This window comes from Sulfitobacter sp. BSw21498, assembly GCF_006064855.1.
Taxonomy (GTDB): Bacteria; Pseudomonadota; Alphaproteobacteria; order Rhodobacterales; family Rhodobacteraceae; genus Sulfitobacter.
This window is the reverse complement of the sequence record NZ_CP040753.1, coordinates 2,353,888-2,371,718: the sequence shown is the minus strand read 5'-3', so window position 1 is coordinate 2,371,718 and position 17,831 is coordinate 2,353,888. Positions and strand designations below refer to the sequence as shown.

General features: G+C 60.1%; 20 protein-coding genes. 14 read left to right on the top strand and 6 right to left on the bottom strand.

The features are described 5' to 3' along the window. Positions 1–23: 23 nt before the first annotated feature. The 3 genes from smpB to E5180_RS11525 all read left to right on the top strand — a co-directional run bounded on the left by smpB (position 24) and on the right by E5180_RS11525 (position 2,697). Positions 24–512, top strand: coding sequence for an SsrA-binding protein SmpB (gene smpB / locus E5180_RS11535; protein WP_138924502.1), 489 nt, complete (start codon positions 24–26; stop codon positions 510–512). A gap of 146 nt (positions 513–658) precedes the next feature. Then, entirely contained in the window at positions 659–1,513 is an 855-nt protein-coding gene (sseA, locus tag E5180_RS11530) for a 3-mercaptopyruvate sulfurtransferase (protein WP_138924501.1), read from the top strand. Continuing rightward, the gene (locus E5180_RS11525; protein ID WP_138924500.1) at positions 1,513–2,697 is read left to right on the top strand and encodes an amino acid aminotransferase; all 1,185 of its coding nucleotides are present in this window, start codon (positions 1,513–1,515) and stop codon (positions 2,695–2,697) included. Before sseA ends, E5180_RS11525 begins: the two co-directional genes overlap by 1 nt. 158 nt (positions 2,698–2,855) lie before the next feature. Here E5180_RS11525 and E5180_RS11520 read toward each other — a convergent pair whose 3' ends face one another. Together E5180_RS11520 and E5180_RS11515 are read right to left on the bottom strand one after the other, a co-directional pair. Continuing rightward, the gene (locus E5180_RS11520) at positions 2,856–4,157 is read right to left on the bottom strand and encodes an ammonium transporter (protein ID WP_093731554.1); all 1,302 of its coding nucleotides are present in this window, start codon (positions 4,155–4,157) and stop codon (positions 2,856–2,858) included. Positions 4,158–4,182: 25 nt separating this feature from the next. Continuing rightward, complete coding sequence (locus E5180_RS11515; protein ID WP_005851080.1) at positions 4,183–4,521, bottom strand: P-II family nitrogen regulator; 339 nt, start codon at positions 4,519–4,521, stop codon at positions 4,183–4,185. A gap of 256 nt (positions 4,522–4,777) precedes the next feature. On the opposite strand from E5180_RS11515, the gene E5180_RS11510 reads away from it, so the two are divergent. Then, a complete protein-coding gene (locus tag E5180_RS11510; RefSeq protein WP_171048945.1) occupies positions 4,778–6,961 on the top strand; it encodes a transglycosylase domain-containing protein in 2,184 nt (727 codons plus the stop codon). A 140-nt stretch (positions 6,962–7,101) separates the two neighbouring features. Here the strand turns inward: E5180_RS11510 and E5180_RS11505 are convergent, their stop codons facing one another. After that, positions 7,102–7,851: an MlaA family lipoprotein gene (locus E5180_RS11505; RefSeq protein ID WP_138924499.1), complete on the bottom strand. Its 750-nt coding sequence runs from the start codon at positions 7,849–7,851 to the stop codon at positions 7,102–7,104. A gap of 191 nt (positions 7,852–8,042) precedes the next feature. Between E5180_RS11505 and E5180_RS11500 the strand changes: the two genes are divergently transcribed. From E5180_RS11500 to E5180_RS11485, 4 genes are read left to right on the top strand one after another with little or no spacing between them, the layout of a single operon-like run. Further along, positions 8,043–8,501: a RidA family protein gene (locus E5180_RS11500; protein WP_138924498.1), complete on the top strand. Its 459-nt coding sequence runs from the start codon at positions 8,043–8,045 to the stop codon at positions 8,499–8,501. Continuing rightward, positions 8,498–9,259, top strand: a complete 762-nt coding sequence (locus E5180_RS11495; protein WP_138924497.1) for a glycerophosphodiester phosphodiesterase family protein — start codon at positions 8,498–8,500, stop codon at positions 9,257–9,259. The genes E5180_RS11500 and E5180_RS11495 overlap by 4 nt, the downstream gene beginning before the upstream one ends. A 50-nt stretch (positions 9,260–9,309) precedes the next feature. Then, entirely contained in the window at positions 9,310–10,497 is a 1,188-nt protein-coding gene (locus E5180_RS11490) for a GNAT family N-acetyltransferase (RefSeq protein WP_138924496.1), read from the top strand. After that, a complete protein-coding gene (locus tag E5180_RS11485; RefSeq protein ID WP_093731549.1) occupies positions 10,494–10,805 on the top strand; it encodes a 4a-hydroxytetrahydrobiopterin dehydratase in 312 nt (103 codons plus the stop codon). The genes E5180_RS11490 and E5180_RS11485 overlap by 4 nt, the downstream gene beginning before the upstream one ends. Before the next feature lie 105 nt (positions 10,806–10,910). Here the strand turns inward: E5180_RS11485 and E5180_RS11480 are convergent, their stop codons facing one another. Further along, the gene (locus E5180_RS11480) at positions 10,911–11,399 is read right to left on the bottom strand and encodes a peroxiredoxin (RefSeq protein ID WP_138924495.1); all 489 of its coding nucleotides are present in this window, start codon (positions 11,397–11,399) and stop codon (positions 10,911–10,913) included. A 92-nt stretch (positions 11,400–11,491) separates the two neighbouring features. Between E5180_RS11480 and E5180_RS11475 the strand changes: the two genes are divergently transcribed. The 4 genes from E5180_RS11475 to pssA all read left to right on the top strand — a co-directional run bounded on the left by E5180_RS11475 (position 11,492) and on the right by pssA (position 14,763). Further along, positions 11,492–12,700, top strand: a complete 1,209-nt coding sequence (locus tag E5180_RS11475; RefSeq protein ID WP_138924494.1) for an NAD(P)/FAD-dependent oxidoreductase — start codon at positions 11,492–11,494, stop codon at positions 12,698–12,700. Further along, positions 12,697–13,248: a 16S rRNA (guanine(966)-N(2))-methyltransferase RsmD gene (rsmD, locus tag E5180_RS11470; RefSeq protein WP_138924493.1), complete on the top strand. Its 552-nt coding sequence runs from the start codon at positions 12,697–12,699 to the stop codon at positions 13,246–13,248. Before E5180_RS11475 ends, rsmD begins: the two co-directional genes overlap by 4 nt. Positions 13,249–13,341: 93 nt before the next feature. Next, on the top strand, positions 13,342–14,001 hold the full coding sequence (locus E5180_RS11465; protein ID WP_171048983.1) for a phosphatidylserine decarboxylase: 660 nt from the start codon (positions 13,342–13,344) through the stop codon (positions 13,999–14,001). Further along, a complete protein-coding gene (gene pssA / locus E5180_RS11460; RefSeq protein ID WP_138924491.1) occupies positions 14,002–14,763 on the top strand; it encodes a CDP-diacylglycerol--serine O-phosphatidyltransferase in 762 nt (253 codons plus the stop codon). A gap of 3 nt (positions 14,764–14,766) precedes the next feature. Here pssA and map read toward each other — a convergent pair whose 3' ends face one another. Together map and sfsA are read right to left on the bottom strand one after the other, a co-directional pair. Further along, complete coding sequence (gene map, locus E5180_RS11455) at positions 14,767–15,582, bottom strand: type I methionyl aminopeptidase (protein WP_093731543.1); 816 nt, start codon at positions 15,580–15,582, stop codon at positions 14,767–14,769. 34 nt (positions 15,583–15,616) lie between these two features. Beyond that, entirely contained in the window at positions 15,617–16,354 is a 738-nt protein-coding gene (gene sfsA, locus E5180_RS11450) for a DNA/RNA nuclease SfsA (protein WP_138924490.1), read from the bottom strand. Between the two features lie 46 nt (positions 16,355–16,400). On the opposite strand from sfsA, the gene E5180_RS11445 reads away from it, so the two are divergent. Continuing rightward, the gene (locus tag E5180_RS11445; protein ID WP_138924489.1) at positions 16,401–17,120 is read left to right on the top strand and encodes a competence/damage-inducible protein A; all 720 of its coding nucleotides are present in this window, start codon (positions 16,401–16,403) and stop codon (positions 17,118–17,120) included. Next, the gene (locus E5180_RS11440; protein WP_138924488.1) at positions 17,117–17,827 is read left to right on the top strand and encodes a GNAT family N-acetyltransferase; all 711 of its coding nucleotides are present in this window, start codon (positions 17,117–17,119) and stop codon (positions 17,825–17,827) included. Before E5180_RS11445 ends, E5180_RS11440 begins: the two co-directional genes overlap by 4 nt. Positions 17,828–17,831: the final 4 nt, after the last annotated feature.

Here is a 17,831-nt window from a genome sequence, read left to right as displayed (position 1 = left end):
CCGTGACGCCCTACATCCTTGGCATGTCACAGGTTAAATTATCTTCCAAATCGGACCCGAACTACAAGGTCATCGCAGAAAACCGCCGTGCGCGGTTTGATTACGCTATCGACGACGACGTTGAATGCGGCATCATCCTTGAAGGCTCCGAGGTGAAATCCCTGCGCAACGGCGGTGCCAACATCGCCGAAAGCTATGCTGCCGTGGAAGATGGCGAGCTGTGGTTGGTGAACTCCTACGTCGCGCCCTATAAGCAGGCCAAGACATTTACCCACGAAGAGCGCCGTCGCCGCAAGCTGCTGGTGTCCAAAAAACAGTTGTCGCACCTGTGGAATGAAACCCAACGCAAGGGCATGACGCTGGTGCCGATGGTGATGTATTTCAACCACCGTGGCATGGCCAAGATCAAGATCGGCATCGCCAAGGGTAAGAAACTGCACGACAAACGCGAAACTGCCGCCAAGCGTGATTGGTCACGGCAAAAACAACGTCTGCTGAAAGACCACGGCTGACGCCTGCTAATTGGCGTTTGCCCTGCTGAACTGGTAACTCCTTATTCATTTTCGGCTTATGCTGCATGTGCACTGCCACGGGCTCTTGCTTGCGGCGGCCGTCGCGGGTAGGCATTGAAAAACCTGTTCTAAAAGGGGGTGGACCCATGGCTGACAATCCGAAAACGCTTGTTTCAACCGATTGGCTGGCGCAGCACCTTAAGGATCCGGACCTGCGCTTGCTGGACGCATCTTGGTATTTGCCCGATGCGGGCCGTGACCCCAAAGCCGAATACAACCAAGCGCATATTCCCGGTGCCCGCTTCTTTGACATCGATGAAATCTCGGATGCGCGGTCGGACATGCCGCATATGGCACCGCCTGCGGAAAAGTTCATGTCGCGGATGCGTGCTTTGGGTGTGGGCGACGGGCATCAGGTGGTGATCTATGACGGGTCAGGGCTGTTGTCTGCTGCGCGCGTGTGGTGGCTGTTTCGCTTGATGGGGCAGGAAAATGTGGCCGTGCTGGACGGTGGCTTGCCCAAATGGGTCGCCGAAGGCCGCCCGACCGAAGACATGCCGCCGATCCCGCGCGACCGTCACATGACCGTGCGGTTCCAGAACCAGCTGGTGCGCGACGTGACACAGGTGGCACAAGCTTCGAAACTCAAGGCACCACAAATCGTTGATGCCCGCGCAGCCGCCCGCTTCCGCGGCGAGGCCCCCGAACCACGCGAAGGTTTGCGTGCAGGTCACATCCCCGGTTCGCGCAACCTGCCCTACACAGAGCTGCTGAACGACGACAAAACACTAAAATCCGTAGCCGAGACCAAGGCTGCATTCGAGGCAGCAGGGATCGACCTGTCGCAGCCCGTGATCACCACCTGCGGGTCGGGCATCACTGCCGCCATACTAGCGTTGGCATTGGAACGGATGGGCCACACCGATTGGTCCCTTTACGATGGATCTTGGGCAGAATGGGGGATGTTTCCCACCGTGCCCGTTGCGACCGGAGACGCATAATGTTCGAAACCCTACAGGCGCAGCCCGCCGATAAAATCCTTGCCTTGATGCAGATGTACAAGGACGACCCCCGCGACACCAAGATCGACCTTGGTGTGGGCGTGTACAAAGATGCCACGGGGCTGACGCCCGTCATGCGCGCGGTAAAAGCGGCCGAACATCAGCTGTGGGAAACCCAGAACAGCAAGGCCTATACCGGTCTGGCGGGCGATCCTGCTTTCGGTGATGCGATGGTGCGGATGGTGCTTGGCGATGCGGTCCCCCGCGCCCAGGTGGCTGCGGCTGCGACGCCGGGCGGTACCGGCGCGATCCGCCAGGCGTTTGAGCTAATCCAGATGGCCCGCCCGAACGCACGGGTCTTTGTGTCCAACCCGACATGGCCGAACCACCTGTCGATCCTCAAGTATCTGGGGATGGAGATGGTGCCATATCGTTATTTCGACGACGACACCCGTGGCGTTGATTTCGATGGCATGATCGCCGACCTCAAGACCGCGCAAAAAGGCGATGTGGTCTTGTTGCACGGTTGCTGCCACAACCCGACCGGTGCCAACCTGAACGCATCGCAGTGGGATGCGGTGATCAAGGTTCTGCAAGACACCGGTGCCACCCCGATGATCGACATCGCCTATCAGGGCTTTGGCGACGGGCTGGACGCTGATGCGGCGGCCACGCGCAAGGTCGCGGCAGCGGTGCCGGAGTGTCTGATCGCGGCAAGCTGCTCCAAGAACTTCGGGATCTACCGTGAACGCACCGGCATCCTAATGGCGCTTTCGGCGGACACTTCGGCGCAAAAGTTGAACCAGGGCACGCTGGCCTTTCTCAACCGCCAGAACTTCAGCTTCCCGCCAGATCACGGTGCTCGCATCGTCACCACCATCCTGAACGACGATGCCTTGCGCAGCGACTGGATGGCAGAACTCGAAGACATCCGGAACACCATGCTGGGCCTGCGCACCCAACTCGCAAGCGAGCTTCAGCGTCTGTCCGGCTCGGACCGCTTTGGCTTTCTCGCCGAACACCGCGGCATGTTCTCGCGCCTTGGGACCACGTCTGAAATGGTCGACAAGCTGCGCGAAGACCACGGCATCTATATGGTGAGCGACAGCCGCATGAACATCGCCGGCCTGAACGCTGAAACCGTACCGATCCTCGCCAAAGCGATCATCGAGGTCGGCATCTAACCGCTGCTTCACCCTTTTAAAAATACTCTAACCGCCGCGCTGATACCTCAGCGCGGCGGTTTTTGTTTAAGCGCACAGCGGGTCACACGCAGCCTCGACCCATAGAAAAACCCGGGCGCGAACGCCCGGGCACCTGCCTGCCTGCAGTGATTTAGGCCTTAGCTTTTCGAGAACTCGGGATAGGCTTCCATGCCCAGTTCGGACACATCAAGGCCAACGATCTCTGCTTCTTCGCTCACGCGGATGCCGGTGGTGGCTTTCAGGATCATCCAGACGATCAGCGACACGATGAAGACAAAGGCACCGATCGAGGCAAAGCCGATGATCTGTGTCACAAAGGATGTCCCTTCGGTGTAAACCGGCACGACCAAAGTGCCCCAGAAACCCGCCATCAGGTGAACCGGGATCGCACCGACCACGTCATCGATCTTGAGCTTGTCAAGGAAGGGCACTGCGAAGACCACGATCGCACCACCGACAGCACCAATCCAAAGCGCACCAAACAGGGTCGGGTCAAGCGGACCAGCCGTGATGGACACCAGACCGGCAAGCGCGCCGTTCAGGACCATTGTCAGGTCGGGCTTTTTGTACAGCATCTGCGTCAGGACCAGCGCGGCAATGGCACCCGCAGCTGCGGCCATGTTGGTGTTGGCAAAGATCTGCGCAACAGCGTCGGCGTCGATCATCGTTCCCATGGCCAACTGCGAGCCGCCGTTAAAGCCGAACCAACCCAGCCACAGGATGAACGTACCCAAAGTGGCGAGTGGCAGGTTCGAACCCTGCATCGGGATCACACGGCCATCTTTGTACTTGCCGATACGAGGGCCAAGAACCAGCACCCCTGCCAGCGCCGCAAAGCCGCCAGCTGCGTGCACCAAAGTCGAGCCCGCAAAGTCGCTGAAGCCCGCGTCAGACAACCAGCCTGCGCCCCACTGCCAGCTTGCTTCGATCGGATAGATAAAGCCGGTCAGCACAACGGTGAAGATCAGGAAGGGCCACAGCTTGATACGCTCGGCCAAGGTGCCCGAAACGATGGACGCGGTGGTCGCGCAGAACATCAACTGGAAGAAGAAGTCGGACGCGTTGGAATAGCCGCCCGCATCGATCGCCGTCTTGATGTCTTTGGTGGCAAAGGTGCCGAATACGCCGGGAATGATCCATGCGTCACCGGGGTACATGATGTTATAGCCCACCAGCCAGTACAGAATGGCCGCCAGCGCAAACAGCGCGATGTTCTTGGTCAGCTGTGTGGTCACGTTCTTGGATCGCACCAGACCCGCTTCGAGCATGGCAAAACCCGCTGCCATCCAGAACACCAGGAAGCCGCCGATCAGGAAAAGGATCGTGTTGAAGATGAAAGCAGTGTCAGCCGCGGTTGCATACTCGGCCTCCTGCGCGAAACCCAAGGACGGCAGCAGCGTGGCTGCGGCGGCAAGGGGGATAAGAAGTCGTGATGTCATGTCGTCAATTCCTCGGACGTGGGGGTCAGATGGCGTCTTCGCCGGTTTCGCCAGTGCGCACGCGCACGGCCTGTTCAACGTCGAGCACAAAGATTTTGCCGTCGCCGATTTTGCCGGTATGCGCGGTGCGGGTGATTGTCTCGACCATCTGGTCGGCCAGCGCGTCTGCGACCACCAGCTCGAGCTTCACCTTGGGCACGAAGTTCACGACATATTCTGCGCCGCGGTAAATTTCGGTGTGGCCGGACTGGGCACCAAAGCCCTTGATCTCGGTCACCATCAGGCCGCGCACGCCCGCTTCGGTCAGTGCTTCACGCACTTCCTCGAGCTTGAATGGCTTGATTGTTGCGATAATGAGTTTCACCTATAATCCCTCTTCCAGATGGCAGGTATCTCCTGCGGTATGCCTTGAACAAAAGACCGGCCGGTGGCCCTTGAAGGAAGGGTTCATCGCGCTTAGTCCCTCTGGTAGAGGGTGTGATTGCGTAAATATTGGGCATCCCGAAGGAGGGTGCCTTATTATTGGGCGTTAATTAGGTGGCGCAAAGTGGCGTCGACGCTAAACAAACCGCGTTCTGCAGGATAGAGTGCGAAAAAAAGAACGGTTCAGTGAGCAGCATATGAGTGATTCATCCAAACGGAAGCGGCCCTTGGTTGCCGACAAGCGCACCGCGGGCAAAGGCGGCAATCCGCCCCGCAAACCCGTTGCGAAAAAGGCCTCCGCCAAACGTAAGCCCGCGCGGCGCGCCCCCGCGCGCCCCAAGGGGCCGATCGGTTGGCTGGCCGCGTTGGTGCGGTGGGTGTTCCGTTTGATCTGGACGATCATCTGGCGTGTGACGGCTGTCGCGGTGCTGATGGTCGCGCTTGCTGTTGGCTATTTCTACACCACGCTGCCCCCGCTCGAGGCGTTGTTGGACGGGCGCGCCCGCGGGTCTGTCACGCTCAAGGATCGCTATGGTGATGTCTTTGCGTGGCGTGGCGATCAGTTCGGCGGGATCGTGACCGCCGAAAGCGTATCGCCTGCGTTGAAAAACGCGGTCATCGCAACCGAAGACAAACGGTTCTACAAGCACTTTGGTATCAGTCCGCGCGGCATCGCGTCTGCGGTCAAGATCAACCTGAGCGAAGGGCGCGGGCCGTTGTCGGGCCACGGCGGGTCGACGATCACGCAACAGGTCGCCAAGCTGCTGTGTCTGGGTGAACCCTATGATGCCACATCGGGGCAAACGGAAAAGGAATACGAATCCGAATGCCGCCGGTCCTCACTGTCGCGCAAGGGCAAAGAGGCGCTGTTTTCCATGGCGATGGAGACAAAGTACTCCAAGAATGACATCCTCTCTATCTATCTGAACAGGGCCTATATGGGCGGCGGTGCGTTCGGGGCCGAAGCTGCCGCACAGCGTTTCTTTGGCAAACCGGCGGCGGCGTTGAAGCCTGCCGAGGGTGCGATGCTTGCGGGGCTGTTGACGGCCCCGACCACACTGTCACCCACCAATAACCTTGATCGTTCCCAAAGCCGCGCGGCCACCGTGATCCGTTTGATGGAAGATCAGGGCTATCTGAGTAAGGCCGAGGCGGATAACGCCATCGCCAACCCCGCAGAGCTGTCAGAGGCCGCGGAGGCCGAAGCGGGCGGGTATTTCGCTGATTGGGTGATGTCGTCGGGCCCCGAGTTCTTTACCCGCAACACCACCGAAGATGTGGTGATCAAAACCACGCTGGACCAGAAGATCCAACGCGCCGCCGAAGAGGGGCTCAGCTGGGTTTTTGAAAATCAGGTGCGTGACGGGTCCAAGGCACAGGCCGCTGTGGTGATCATGTCTGCAGATGGTGCCGTGCGCGGTATGGTTGGCGGGCGCAAGACCAAGGTTGCGGGTGCCTTTAACCGCGCCACCCAAGCGATGCGCCAGACCGGGTCCGCGTTCAAACCCTTTATCTACGCCGCCGCCTTGGATCTGGGGTATTCGCCCAACGATCTGATTGAGGACGCGCCATATTGTTTGAACATCCCCGGGTCGGGCGAGTGGTGTCCCAAGAACTATACCAACAGGTTCAAGGGGAATGTGACGTTGACCGACGCCCTGAAGGATTCGCTTAACATTCCGGCAGTCAAAGTATCCGAAAGCGTCGGGCGCGATCTGGTCAGCGAAGTGGCAGAGCAATTCGGGATCAAAAGCGATCTTGCTGCCGGTCCGGCACTGGCGCTTGGCGCCTCCGAAAGCACGCTGCTCGAGATGACGGGGGCTTATGCGGGCATCCTGAACGGCGGGTCGTCGGTCAAACCTTACGGTTTGCTTGATCTGACGTTGCAGGGGGATACCGAACCGGTGATGGGTACCGGCGGTGGTATCGGTGAGCGGGTCATTCAAGAAGATGCCGCCCTGAAGCTGGTCTATATGATGGAAAAAGTCGTGTCCTCCGGCACCGGTCAGCGCGCACAGTTCGGTGGGCGCGAGCTGGCCGGTAAAACGGGTACGACACAGGCCAACCGTGATGCGTGGTTCATCGGCTTTTCGGCTGATTACGTGGCCGGTGTCTGGATGGGGTATGACGACAACACGCCTTTGACAGGGGTATCGGGAGGCGGGTTGCCGACCGAGATCTGGAAGCAGGTCATGGTGCGGGTGCATGACGGTTTGCCCAACACGCCGCTGCCGATGATTGTGCCCGAACCGCCCGTGGTTCAGGCACCGCCGCCGCAACCACAACAGCCCCAACAACCGCAGCAGCCGCAGCGCCTACCGCGTCAAGACAACCCGCTGGGGGTCATCGACAGGGTGCTCCGCGATATCTTTGGCGGGTAACGGGCACGCGCCTCGCTTTAGGGGACACTGAAACGAAAGAAGGGAGGCCGGAACGATCCGGCCTCCCTTCTTGATTCTATAATACGGCTTGGCGGCTAGCACTGGCTTTCAGCCCGAGCGCCCCCCCGCAGAGAGCTACCCTAGTTGGTGCTGCGCGGGCCGGTCGTGGCGGCGATGCTGGTGGGACGGGCCAGATCTGCGCGGCGCTGTTGCAGATACTCTTGGCGCGCTTGGGCATAGCTGTCGCCCGCGGCCGAAATAGGCACCTGCTGGCCATTCACGATACGGCGGTTCTTTTCGAACACGCTATCGGCATAGCCGGTGACGGTGCCTACGTATTTCTCGGGGCTATCGAGCGTATAGGACAGTGGGTTGGTGAACAGATCCACCATGCGACCGGCTGTGTCACGGCGGGTCGACGGGCCAAGCACCGGCAGTTCGTAGTAGGGGCCTTCGCCCACACCCCAGACATACAGCGTTTCGCCAAAATCCGTATCATGCTCGGGCACTTTGAAGTCGCTTGCCACGTCAAAGAGGCCACCCATACCCAGCGTGCTGTTCACCAAAAAGCGGTATGTCGCCAAACCGAAGCCCGCAAAGTCGGCTTGCAAGGCGCTGTTCACGGCGGCCTGTGGCATCGACAGGTTTTCAGACACGTTGTGAATGACAGACTGGAACTCGGTCGGGACCGCAGCCGCCACGCGGTTCGGTTTGCCAGAGCCGCTGATCTTTTGATTGAGCGCATGTATCTTGCGGTTGCTGGGCTCGTGCGGGTCATTGATCCCGGCAGGCTGGGTGCGCGAGGCACCGCTACAGGCCGCAAGGCCCGCAACCAAAGTGACACCCGCAAGGGCGCGCAGCGATGTGGAGAGGGTCGTGGCCTTAATCATGGTAAAAATCCCGAAAACACGTGAAAAACATGATTTGTTATGCGCAGGGTACCTGAAATACGCAACATGAGTCTCCTTGGTCGCCCCCGTGTTGCTGGCAGGTGTTGCCGTTCGTCCCTCTTGGCCCTTTTCGTTTGCGTATCGCAGCGCTATCGTCCCGCCAACGACCACTCATTTCAAGGAAGCCTCCCATGAGCATCACCAGCCGTTTGAACGATCTTGGCGTTACCCTGCCTGACGCACCGGCCCCCGCGGCGAACTATGTGCCCTTTGTGGTCACGGGAAACACGGTCTACGTGTCGGGGCAGATCTCGAACGGGCCGGACGGGTTCATCATGGGCAAACTGGGTGCAGATATGGACGTGGCTGCTGGTGCCGAAGCGGCCAAGACATGCGCGATCAGCTTGCTGGCGCAAGTCCAAGCGGCCTGTGGTGGCGATATCGAGCGGCTCAAGCGGGTGGTCAAGCTGACGGCGTTTGTGAATTCCACCGCCGATTTCACCGACCAGCCCAAAGTGGTCAACGGTGCCTCTGATTTTCTGGTCGAAGCCTTGGGCGACGCGGGCCGTCATGCACGGTCGGCAGTCTCTGCAGCGTCCCTGCCACTGGGTGTCGCGGTCGAAATCGAAGGCATCTTTGAAATCGAATGACCCTACCCGAGGCGTTCTATACGATCCCTATAGCGCATCGCGGTTTTCATCACCGCGATGCCGGACGGCCCGAAAACAGCTTTGCCGCGTTTCAGGCAGCGATGGATCGCGGATATGGGATCGAACTTGACGTGCAGCTGTCGCGCGACGGTGTGGCGCTGGTGTTTCATGATTACGCGCTTGACCGTCTGACGGCCCAGACCGGAGCCCTCCGGCAGTTCGATGCCGATGACCTGTGCCAGATTGCGCTGACGGGCGGCAGCGACACCATTCCCACCTTGCCGCAGGTACTGGCGCTGGTCGCGGGGCGCGTGCCCCTGCTGATCGAGATCAAGGATCAGGACGGTGCCATGGGCAAGGATATCGGCCCGTTAGAGCAAGCGACAGCAGATGCGCTGCGGGGCTACGGTGGTGATGTCGCCGTCATGTCGTTCAACCCCAACAGCGTTGCGCGCATGGCTGACCTGCTGCCGGATCTGCCGCGCGGTTTGGTGACCAGCGCCTATCGCTATGTCGAATGGCCGCTGCCCAAAGCCACCTGTGACCACCTGCGCGAGATCCCTGATTACGACCGCACAGGGGCCTGTTTTATCAGCCACGAGGTCGATGATCTGCCCCGCCCCCGCGTGGCAGAGCTGCGCGAGGCAGGTGCCATGATCTGCTGCTGGACGGTGCGCAGTCTATCGGTCGAAAACGGCGCGCGCGAATTTGCGCATAATATCACCTTCGAAGGCTATGACGCGCCGCTGCAAGGTTGAACCGTCCGGCTTTGGCCACAGATAAGGACTATGACAACGGGACACCCAGAATGAACGCGCGCGACGTCGAAATCAGAATTGCTTCGGGCATCGCGCAGATTGGTCAGGACGCGTGGGATGCATGTGCCTGCCCCGAGGTCGCAGCAGGGGGGCGCCCTGCGGACCCTTTCACCACCTATCGCCTCCTGTCGGCGCTAGAGGAAAGCGGCAGTGTCGGCCCCGGCACAGGCTGGCAGCCCCAGTACCTCAGTGCCGTTATCGACGGGCAGGTCATCGCGGTCGCCCCGATGTACGCCAAAGCGCATAGTCAGGGGGAATACATCTTTGATCACAGCTGGGCCCATGCGTTCGAACGCGCCGGCGGGCGCTATTACCCCAAGCTGCAGATCGCCGTGCCCCACACCCCCGCTACGGGCCGCCGGTTCCTTACGCGGCCGGGGTTCGAAGAGACGGGCACTGCAGCCCTGATCCAAGGGGCGGTCCAGCTGACCGATTCCAACGGGCTGTCGTCGCTTCACATCACCTTTTGCACCAAAGCAGAGGCGACAGCAGCCGAGCAGCTGGGCTTGTTGACCCGCAAAAGCCAGCAGTTCCATTGGCACAATCACGGGTTCGCTGATTTCGACGGTTTCCTTGACACGCTCAGCTCGCGCAAGCGCAAGAACATCCGCAAGGAACGCCAGCAGGCGCAGGCGTTCGGCGGCGAGATAGAGGTGTTCACCGGCGATGACCTGCGTCCTGAACATTGGGATGCCTTCTGGCGCTTTTATCAGGACACCGGCGCGCGCAAATGGGGCACGCCTTATCTGACGCGCGCCTTCTTCGACATTGCCCAAGACCAGCTGCGCGACGACATGGCATTGGTGCTGGCCAAGCGGGACGGTGAGTGGGTGGCGGGGGCGCTGAACTTTATCGGTGCCGATGCGCTTTATGGGCGCTACTGGGGCTGCAGCGAACATCACCCGTTCCTGCACTTTGAATTGTGCTATTATCAGGCCATCGATATCGCGATCAAACTGGGTCTTTCTACGGTAGAGGCAGGGGCGCAGGGTGAACACAAGCTGGCGCGCGGTTACCTGCCACAGGCGACGTGGTCGCTCCATTGGATGCGCGACGAGGGTTTTATGCGGGCCGTTCAAGACTATCTTGTACAGGAACGGGCAGCCGTTGACGAAGAGATAGATATTTTGACAGATTACGGCCCGTTCAAAAGGGTCGAGGTTGAGGAACAGGAATGAGCGAAAGATTAAGCGAAGAGACGCGCAAAACCGTATTGGCACCCTTGTTCAGCACAGGCTGGGCCATGGTGGATGACCGCGACGCCATCGTCAAAACATTCAAGTTCAATGATTTTGCGGATGCGTTCGGCTGGATGACCCGCGCGGCGATCTGGGCCGAAAAGTGGAATCACCACCCAGAGTGGGAGAACGTCTATAACAAGGTCATCGTCACCCTGACGACACATGACGTTGACGGCCTAAGCTCGCTCGACGCCAAGCTGGCGCGTAAGATGGACGGGCTGATGGGCGAGGTCAAAGCGGGCTAAACCGCCAGTCACAGGCCCAGTCACAGACACAGTCACCGTTACCAAAGAAAAACGCAGCCCCGGGCCTCCCGAGGCTGCGTTTTTCGTTTTTACCGTATCGCGGGTTTACATGTTGTCCAGCAGCGCTTCGCCGCCCGACATGTCACATACGCCGGCTTGCACTTCGGCTTGGAACAGCGTGACCTTGCCATCATCCACTAGCATCGCATAGCGTTTGGAGCGCGAGATCAGGCCCGCGGGCTCGGCCGAGAATTCCATGCCGATTGCTTTGGTAAAGGCGCTGCTGGCATCGGCCAGCATGGTGATGCCCGCCGCTGTCGCGCCGGTTGATTCACCCCAAGCCGCCATGACGAACGGGTCGTTGCACGATACGCAGATGATCTCGTCCACGCCCTTGGCGTCGAACTGGTCCTTGGTGCGGACAAAGCTGGGCACATGCGCGGAATCACAGGTCGGCGTATAGGCACCGGGCACGGCAAAGACGACGACCTTGCGGCCCTTTAGCTTGTCAGCCATCTGCACAGGCTTTGGGCCGTCCGGCCCCATTTGCACCAGCGTTGCGTCGGGCAGCGTGTCGCCTTGGGAAATCGTCATATGCGAGACCTTTCGTGTCATTGCGTTTGTCTTCAAGGAAGATATAGGCTTTGCACGCAGGCAGGAACACGGTTTTTTCGAAAGGGGCTAGGATGGGTCATGTGGTGGTGATCGGGGCAGGGCAGGCGGGGTCATCCTGTGTGGCTAAGCTGCGCAACTCCGGCTTTGAAGGGAAAATCACGTTGATCGGCGCGGAGACCGTGCCCCCTTACCAACGCCCCCCCCTGTCCAAAGCCTATCTGTTGGGCGACATGGCGCTTGAACGGCTCTATCTGCGGCCCGAAAGCTTTTATCCCGATCACGGGATCGACCTGATGCTGGGCACCACTGTCGACAGCATCGATCCGGCAGCGCAGACCATTCGGGTGAACGGCGGGGACATGCCCTATGATGATCTGGTGCTGACCACCGGATCGTTCCCACGCCGCCTGCCTGCCCGCATCGGGGGCGATCTGGAGGGCGTGCATATGGTACGCGACCTAACGGACGTCGATACGATGGGGCCGCGCTTTACCAAAGGCGCGCGGGTGCTGATCGTCGGCGGTGGCTATATCGGGCTAGAGGCGGCCTCGGTTGCGGCCAAGCTTGGGTTGCAGGTGACACTGGTAGAAATGGGCGACCGCATCTTGCGACGGGTTGCAGCGCCGCAGACCTCTGACTTTTTCCGCGACCTTCATGCCGCGCATGGGGTGACCATCCGCGAGGGGGTTGGTCTGGAACGTTTGACGGGCGATACCCATGTCACCGGCGCGCAGCTGTCGGACGGGTCTGAACTTGCGGTGGATTTCGTGATCGTCGGCGTTGGTATCGGGGCGGCAACAGCGCTGGCCGATGCTGCAGGCATTGTGAATGACAACGGGATCATGACGGACACGCACGGCCGCACCTCTGCGCCGCATGTCTGGGCTGCGGGCGACTGCGCGTCCTTCCCCTATCGCGGCGGACGTATCCGGCTGGAATCCGTCCCCAACGCCATCGATCAGGCCGAACTGGTGGCAGAGAATATCATGGGTGCGGATAAGGAATATGTCGCAAAGCCGTGGTTCTGGTCCGACCAATATGACGTAAAACTGCAGATCGCAGGGCTGAACATGGGCTATGACCGTGTCATTACCCGCCGCACCGATGCCGATAGTGTGGCCTTTTGGTACTATCGCGGGGACGAACTTCTGGCGGTGGACGCGATGAACGATCCGCGCGGGTTCATGATCGGGCGCCGGTTGATCGAGGCGGGCAAATCCCCAGCGCCCGCGCTGATCGAAGACCCCGCCACAGACATGAAAGCGCTGCTGAAATCATGAGGATCATCGCCGGCAAACACCGTGGTACGCAGCTGGCTGATGTGGGCAAGGGCGACACCGAAGCGCATTTGCGCCCCACCTCTGATCGTGTGCGCGAGAGCCTGTTTTCCATGCTGACCCATCACAACGTCATCAACGGCGCGCGGGTGCTGGACCTGTTCGCAGGGACGGGTGCCTTGGGCCTAGAGGCGCTGTCGCGCGGGGCCCGCGAAGTCGTGTTCATCGAGAACGGGCGCGTCGGGCAAAAGCTGATCACCGAGAACATCAAAAAGCTGCGGGTCGAGGGTGAAACGACGCTGATGCGGTCGGATGCGACAGCGCTTGGCGACTGGATCGCGGCACCGTTCGATCTGGTCTTTCTTGATCCGCCCTATGGCAAAGGCATGGGGCAGGCCGCGTTGATCAAGGCGCGTGCAGGCGGCTGGTTGACCCGCAATGCCATGATCGTCTGCGAGGAGAATGCCCCGCTTGATCCGCCCCCAGGGTTCACCCGCGAGGACAAGCGCAAATATGGCGACACTTGGATCACGCTGCTGACACCAGAGTAGCCGAGAGGGCCGCTGCTAGATGCCGCTTTGCATTCGGGGCGCTGCGGCCTATGTGCTACACAAAGACCTAAAGGAAAGTAGACCGCCATGAGCCTGAGCATGACCAGCACCTTCATCAAGCCGATGCACCCCGAGGGGCGCAAGTTCGTGGCTATCTTTGCGGCGATCACGTTGGTACTTTTCATCATCGCTGAACCTCTGGGGTGGCTGGGTGTCGGCGCAACCGTGTGGTGCTACTACTTTTTCCGCGACCCAGAACGTGTGACACCCAAGGGCGACCACCTTGTCATCAGCCCTGCCGATGGCATCGTATCGCTGATCGAACCTGCCGTGCCGCCCGCAGAACTGGGGATGGCAGACACACCCCTGACGCGGGTCAGCGTGTTCATGAACGTGTTTAACTGCCACGTGAATCGCGCGCCCGTCGCAGGCGAGATCACCGAAATTGCTTATCGCCCCGGCAAGTTTTTCAACGCCTCGCTGGACAAAGCGAGCGAGGATAACGAACGCAACAGCCTGCGTATCAAAATGGCCGATGGCCGCGAGGTGGCAGCCGTGCAAATCGCCGGACTGGTGGCGCGTCGTATCGTTTGCTTCACCAAGAAAGGCGCGCATACGCAGGCGGGTCAGCGCTTTGGCCTGATCCGCTTTGGGTCACGTGTTGATGTCTATCTGCCCGAAGGCGTCACCCCGCGCGTCAGCATCGGGCAAACCATGGTCGCAGGCGAAACCGTTCTGGCGGAGCTTTCCTAAATGACAGATATGCCCCCCGTCGCACCCGATAAAGTGAAAACCGAATTTTCGCTGCTGCAGCTGTTACCTAACATGCTGACCATTGCCGCGATCTGTGCAGGTATTTCGGCTATCCGGTTTGCCGCCGAGGGGAATTTTTCGCTGGCCGTCGCGTTGATTACGCTGGCCAGCATCCTTGACGGGATGGACGGCAGCACTGCGCGCTATCTGGGCAGCAACAGCAAGATCGGTGCCGAACTGGATAGTCTCGCGGATTTCGTGAACTTTGGCGTCGCCCCGCCCTTGGTGGTGTATTTCTGGGGGCTGCAGGATTTCTACCGCGCGGGCTGGCTGAGCGTGCTGGTCTTTGCGATTTGCTGCGTGATGCGACTGGCGCGGTTCAACGTGGATTCGCGGACCAAAGACCCGCTGGACGACGGTGGCTATTTTACCGGCGTGCCGTCGCCTGCGGGCGCGATGCTGGTGATGTTGCCGATCTACCTGCCCTATGCCTTTGGCCCCGGTGCTGCGATGCCGGATGCGTTGACTTGCCTCTATATCGTGCTGGTCGGCTGGGTCATGGTCAGCCGCATCCCGACATGGTCGTTAAAGTCGGTCAGCTTTTCGCGGACCAACGTGACCTATTTCCTGATCTTCTTTACCGGCTTCATCGCCTGTCTTGTCAGCTTTCCCTGGGCCACATTGGTCCTGTGCTGCTTTGCCTATGCAGGCAGCGTATTGTGGGCCGTGATCGAGCTTGAGATTGCCAAGCGCCGGGGCTGAAAATCAGCCCTGGCTATAGGTCGGGTGGAACATGCCGCCGGGGGATTGGGTAAAGATCTCGCAGCCGGTTTCCGTCACGCCAATCGAATGTTCAAACTGCGCTGACAGGGATTTGTCGCGGGTCACGGCTGTCCAATCATCGGCCAGTACCTTGGTTTCGGCACGGCCCAGATTGACCATCGGTTCGATGGTAAAGAACATGCCGGGCTCTAGCACCGCACCGGTGCCGGGGCGGCCATAGTGCAGTACATTTGGCGGGGCATGGAAAACGCGCCCTAGCCCGTGACCGCAAAAATCCGTGACAACGCTCATCCGGTGGGATTCCGCAAAGGTCTGGATCGCGTGACCGATGTCGCCAAAGGTATTGCCGGGTTTCACGACCTCTATGCCGCGCATCAGTGCGTCATGGGTGATGTTGATCAACCGCTCTGATTTGCGCGACAGCTTGCCTGCGACATACATCCGCGAGGTATCGCCAAACCAGCCATCGACGATCACGGTGACGTCGATGTTCAGAATGTCGCCATCCTTGAGCTTTTTGTCACCTGGGATGCCGTGGCATACGACGTGGTTCAAAGAGATGCAGCTGGCGTGCTGATAGCCTTTGTACCCGATGGTGGCCGATTTCGCGCCTGCGTCTTCGACCATCTGCGTGATGACGCCGTCGATGGCGCCGGTAGTCTGCCCGACAAAGACATGTTCGGCAATATCATCAAGGATTTGCGCCGCCAGCTTGCCCGCCGCGTGCATCCCCGCAAAATCCGAGGGGTCGTAAATGCGAATGCCATCTTTGGTCTGGCGTCCTCGGTGTTCGTTCATCACCGCTGTCTCCGTCATATGAATTTGATGTTGTCTAACCCGCTTGGTTCCCAAGAACCAGTGCAGGCGGGTCGATTAGGGGGATTGTACCTGCAACGCTGACCCCTTGGGGGCTGATATGGGTGCCAATGATATGGGTTTCCAGTCCGGCGGCACGGGCGTCGGCAAAGGCCGCCGCATAAGCGGGGTCGATGTCGGCGGCCACGCAAAAGGCGCTGCAATCGGTACGCTGCACCAGATACAATAGCACAGCGCGGTGCCCGTCACGCGCCATCTGCGCCAGTTCGCCCAGATGCTTGGTGCCGCGTTTGGTTACGCTATCGGGGAATTCGACCAAACCGTCGGTACGTGACAGGGTGGCAGACTTTACCTCGACATAGGCGTCGGGCAGACCGGTTTCGGTCAGCAGAAAGTCGATACGCGAGTTTTCACCGTATTTCACCTCGGGCCGCACGGTGGTGTAACCGGCAAAGGGGGCGATCTGCCGATCCATCAATGCGGCCTTGATCGCGCGGTTCGGCAGCGCGGTATCGACGCCGGTGAAATGCCCGTTTTCATGGTCAACCAGCCGCCAGCCATAGTTCAGCTTGCGCTTGGGGTCATCATTGGGCTCAAGCCAGATTTTCATGCCCGGTGTCGCCAGACCCATCATCGACCCGGGGTTGGCGCAATGGGCCGTCACCTCGGTGCCGTCGTCTAGCTGGCAATCGGCTAGAAACCGTTTGTAGCGGCGGATCAGGCGGGCGGGGACAAGTTCGGTTTGAAAGCGCATGGGGTGTGACCTATACCTCAATCAACGGCCCCTCAAGGAGACAGCCATGCCCAATCCCACTGCTGCGATGATCGTAATCGGCGATGAAATCCTGTCGGGGCGCACCCGCGATTCAAACATGCACCATCTGGCGGGGCAACTGACCAGCGTCGGGATCGACCTAAAGGAAGTCCGTGTGGTGGGCGACGAAAACGGCACCATCATCGCCGCGGTGCAGGAACTGTCGCGGGTCTATGACAGCGTGTTCACCAGTGGCGGCATCGGGCCGACTCATGATGACATCACCGCCGATTGCATTGCCGCTGCGTTCAACAAGAATATCGATGTGCGCGAGGATGCCCGCGCTATTCTGGCCGAACACTATGCCAAAAGCGCAACCGAGCTGAACACCGCCCGCCTGCGCATGGCGCGGATCCCTGATGATGCCACGCTGATCGATAACCCTGTGTCCGCCGCGCCGGGGTTCAAGCTGGAGAACGTCTATGTCATGGCTGGTGTGCCCGCGGTGTTCGAAGCGATGGTTGCCAGCGTTTTACCGACGCTGACCGGTGGTGCGCCGCTGATCAGCGCCACCCATCGGATCGAACGGGGCGAGGGCGATATTGCTGGCCCATTGGGGGAGCTGGCAACGGCCTATCCGACCCTCGCCATCGGGTCCTATCCGTTCCAGAAAGACGGCAAATACGGCGCGCATATCGTGATCCGTGGCAATGATCAGGCCGAGATCGACGCGGCCATTGCCGAACTTGCAAAGGTGTTCCCATGACCGATCTGGCGCAGCTCTATCACGTCATCGACCACACGTGGCCCGCTGCGAAAATCTGGACTGAAACAGGCTGGACCCTGCGTGACGGGCAGGGCGGCGGCAAGCGCGTCTCAGCCGCTACGATAGCCGGGCCCAATGCTGATGTCGGTCAGGCCGAGGCCGCGATGCGGGCGATGGACCAGCGGCCCATTTTCATGATCCGCGACGGCGACGATACGCTGGACGCAGAGCTTGCCGCGCGTGGGTATGACATTATCGATCCGGTCAACCTCTATGTGGCACCTGTGGGCAAGCTGACTGATGTGCCAATGCCGCGTGTGACCGCGTTCCAGATATGGGAACCGCTGGCCATCATGACCGAGATTTGGGCCAAGGGCGGCGTCGGTCCCGAACGGATCAACGTGATGCACCGCGCCGCGACCAAAACCGCAATCCTGACCCGCTGGAACGAGATGCCCGGTGGCGTGGCCTTTGCCGCGCTGCATGACGGGGTGTGCATGGTCCATGCGGTCGAGGTGCTGGAACACCAGCGCGGGCAGGGCGTCGCCAAATGGCTGATGCGCAGCGCCGGTTTCTGGGCACAGGCGCAGGGGGCGACGCAGATGGCGGTTCTTTGCACACAGACGAACGCGGGCGCGAACCGCCTGTATCAGGGTCTGGGCTTTGATCTGGTGGGGCACTATCATTACCGTCAATTCCCTGACTAAAGGA

Coding starts and splice junctions, on each gene's coding strand:
- smpB (WP_138924502.1), top strand. CDS start 24: ATGTCACAGGTTAAATTATCTTCCAAATCGGACCCGAACTACAAGGTC.
- sseA (WP_138924501.1), top strand. CDS start 659: ATGGCTGACAATCCGAAAACGCTTGTTTCAACCGATTGGCTGGCGCAG.
- E5180_RS11525 (WP_138924500.1), top strand. CDS start 1,513: ATGTTCGAAACCCTACAGGCGCAGCCCGCCGATAAAATCCTTGCCTTG.
- E5180_RS11520 (WP_093731554.1), bottom strand. CDS start 4,157: ATGACATCACGACTTCTTATCCCCCTTGCCGCCGCAGCCACGCTGCTG.
- E5180_RS11510 (WP_171048945.1), top strand. CDS start 4,778: ATGAGTGATTCATCCAAACGGAAGCGGCCCTTGGTTGCCGACAAGCGC.
- E5180_RS11505 (WP_138924499.1), bottom strand. CDS start 7,851: ATGATTAAGGCCACGACCCTCTCCACATCGCTGCGCGCCCTTGCGGGT.
- E5180_RS11500 (WP_138924498.1), top strand. CDS start 8,043: ATGAGCATCACCAGCCGTTTGAACGATCTTGGCGTTACCCTGCCTGAC.
- E5180_RS11495 (WP_138924497.1), top strand. CDS start 8,498: ATGACCCTACCCGAGGCGTTCTATACGATCCCTATAGCGCATCGCGGT.
- E5180_RS11490 (WP_138924496.1), top strand. CDS start 9,310: ATGAACGCGCGCGACGTCGAAATCAGAATTGCTTCGGGCATCGCGCAG.
- E5180_RS11485 (WP_093731549.1), top strand. CDS start 10,494: ATGAGCGAAAGATTAAGCGAAGAGACGCGCAAAACCGTATTGGCACCC.
- E5180_RS11480 (WP_138924495.1), bottom strand. CDS start 11,399: ATGACGATTTCCCAAGGCGACACGCTGCCCGACGCAACGCTGGTGCAA.
- E5180_RS11475 (WP_138924494.1), top strand. CDS start 11,492: ATGGGTCATGTGGTGGTGATCGGGGCAGGGCAGGCGGGGTCATCCTGT.
- rsmD (WP_138924493.1), top strand. CDS start 12,697: ATGAGGATCATCGCCGGCAAACACCGTGGTACGCAGCTGGCTGATGTG.
- pssA (WP_138924491.1), top strand. CDS start 14,002: ATGACAGATATGCCCCCCGTCGCACCCGATAAAGTGAAAACCGAATTT.
- map (WP_093731543.1), bottom strand. CDS start 15,582: ATGAACGAACACCGAGGACGCCAGACCAAAGATGGCATTCGCATTTAC.
- sfsA (WP_138924490.1), bottom strand. CDS start 16,354: ATGCGCTTTCAAACCGAACTTGTCCCCGCCCGCCTGATCCGCCGCTAC.
- E5180_RS11445 (WP_138924489.1), top strand. CDS start 16,401: ATGCCCAATCCCACTGCTGCGATGATCGTAATCGGCGATGAAATCCTG.
- E5180_RS11440 (WP_138924488.1), top strand. CDS start 17,117: ATGACCGATCTGGCGCAGCTCTATCACGTCATCGACCACACGTGGCCC.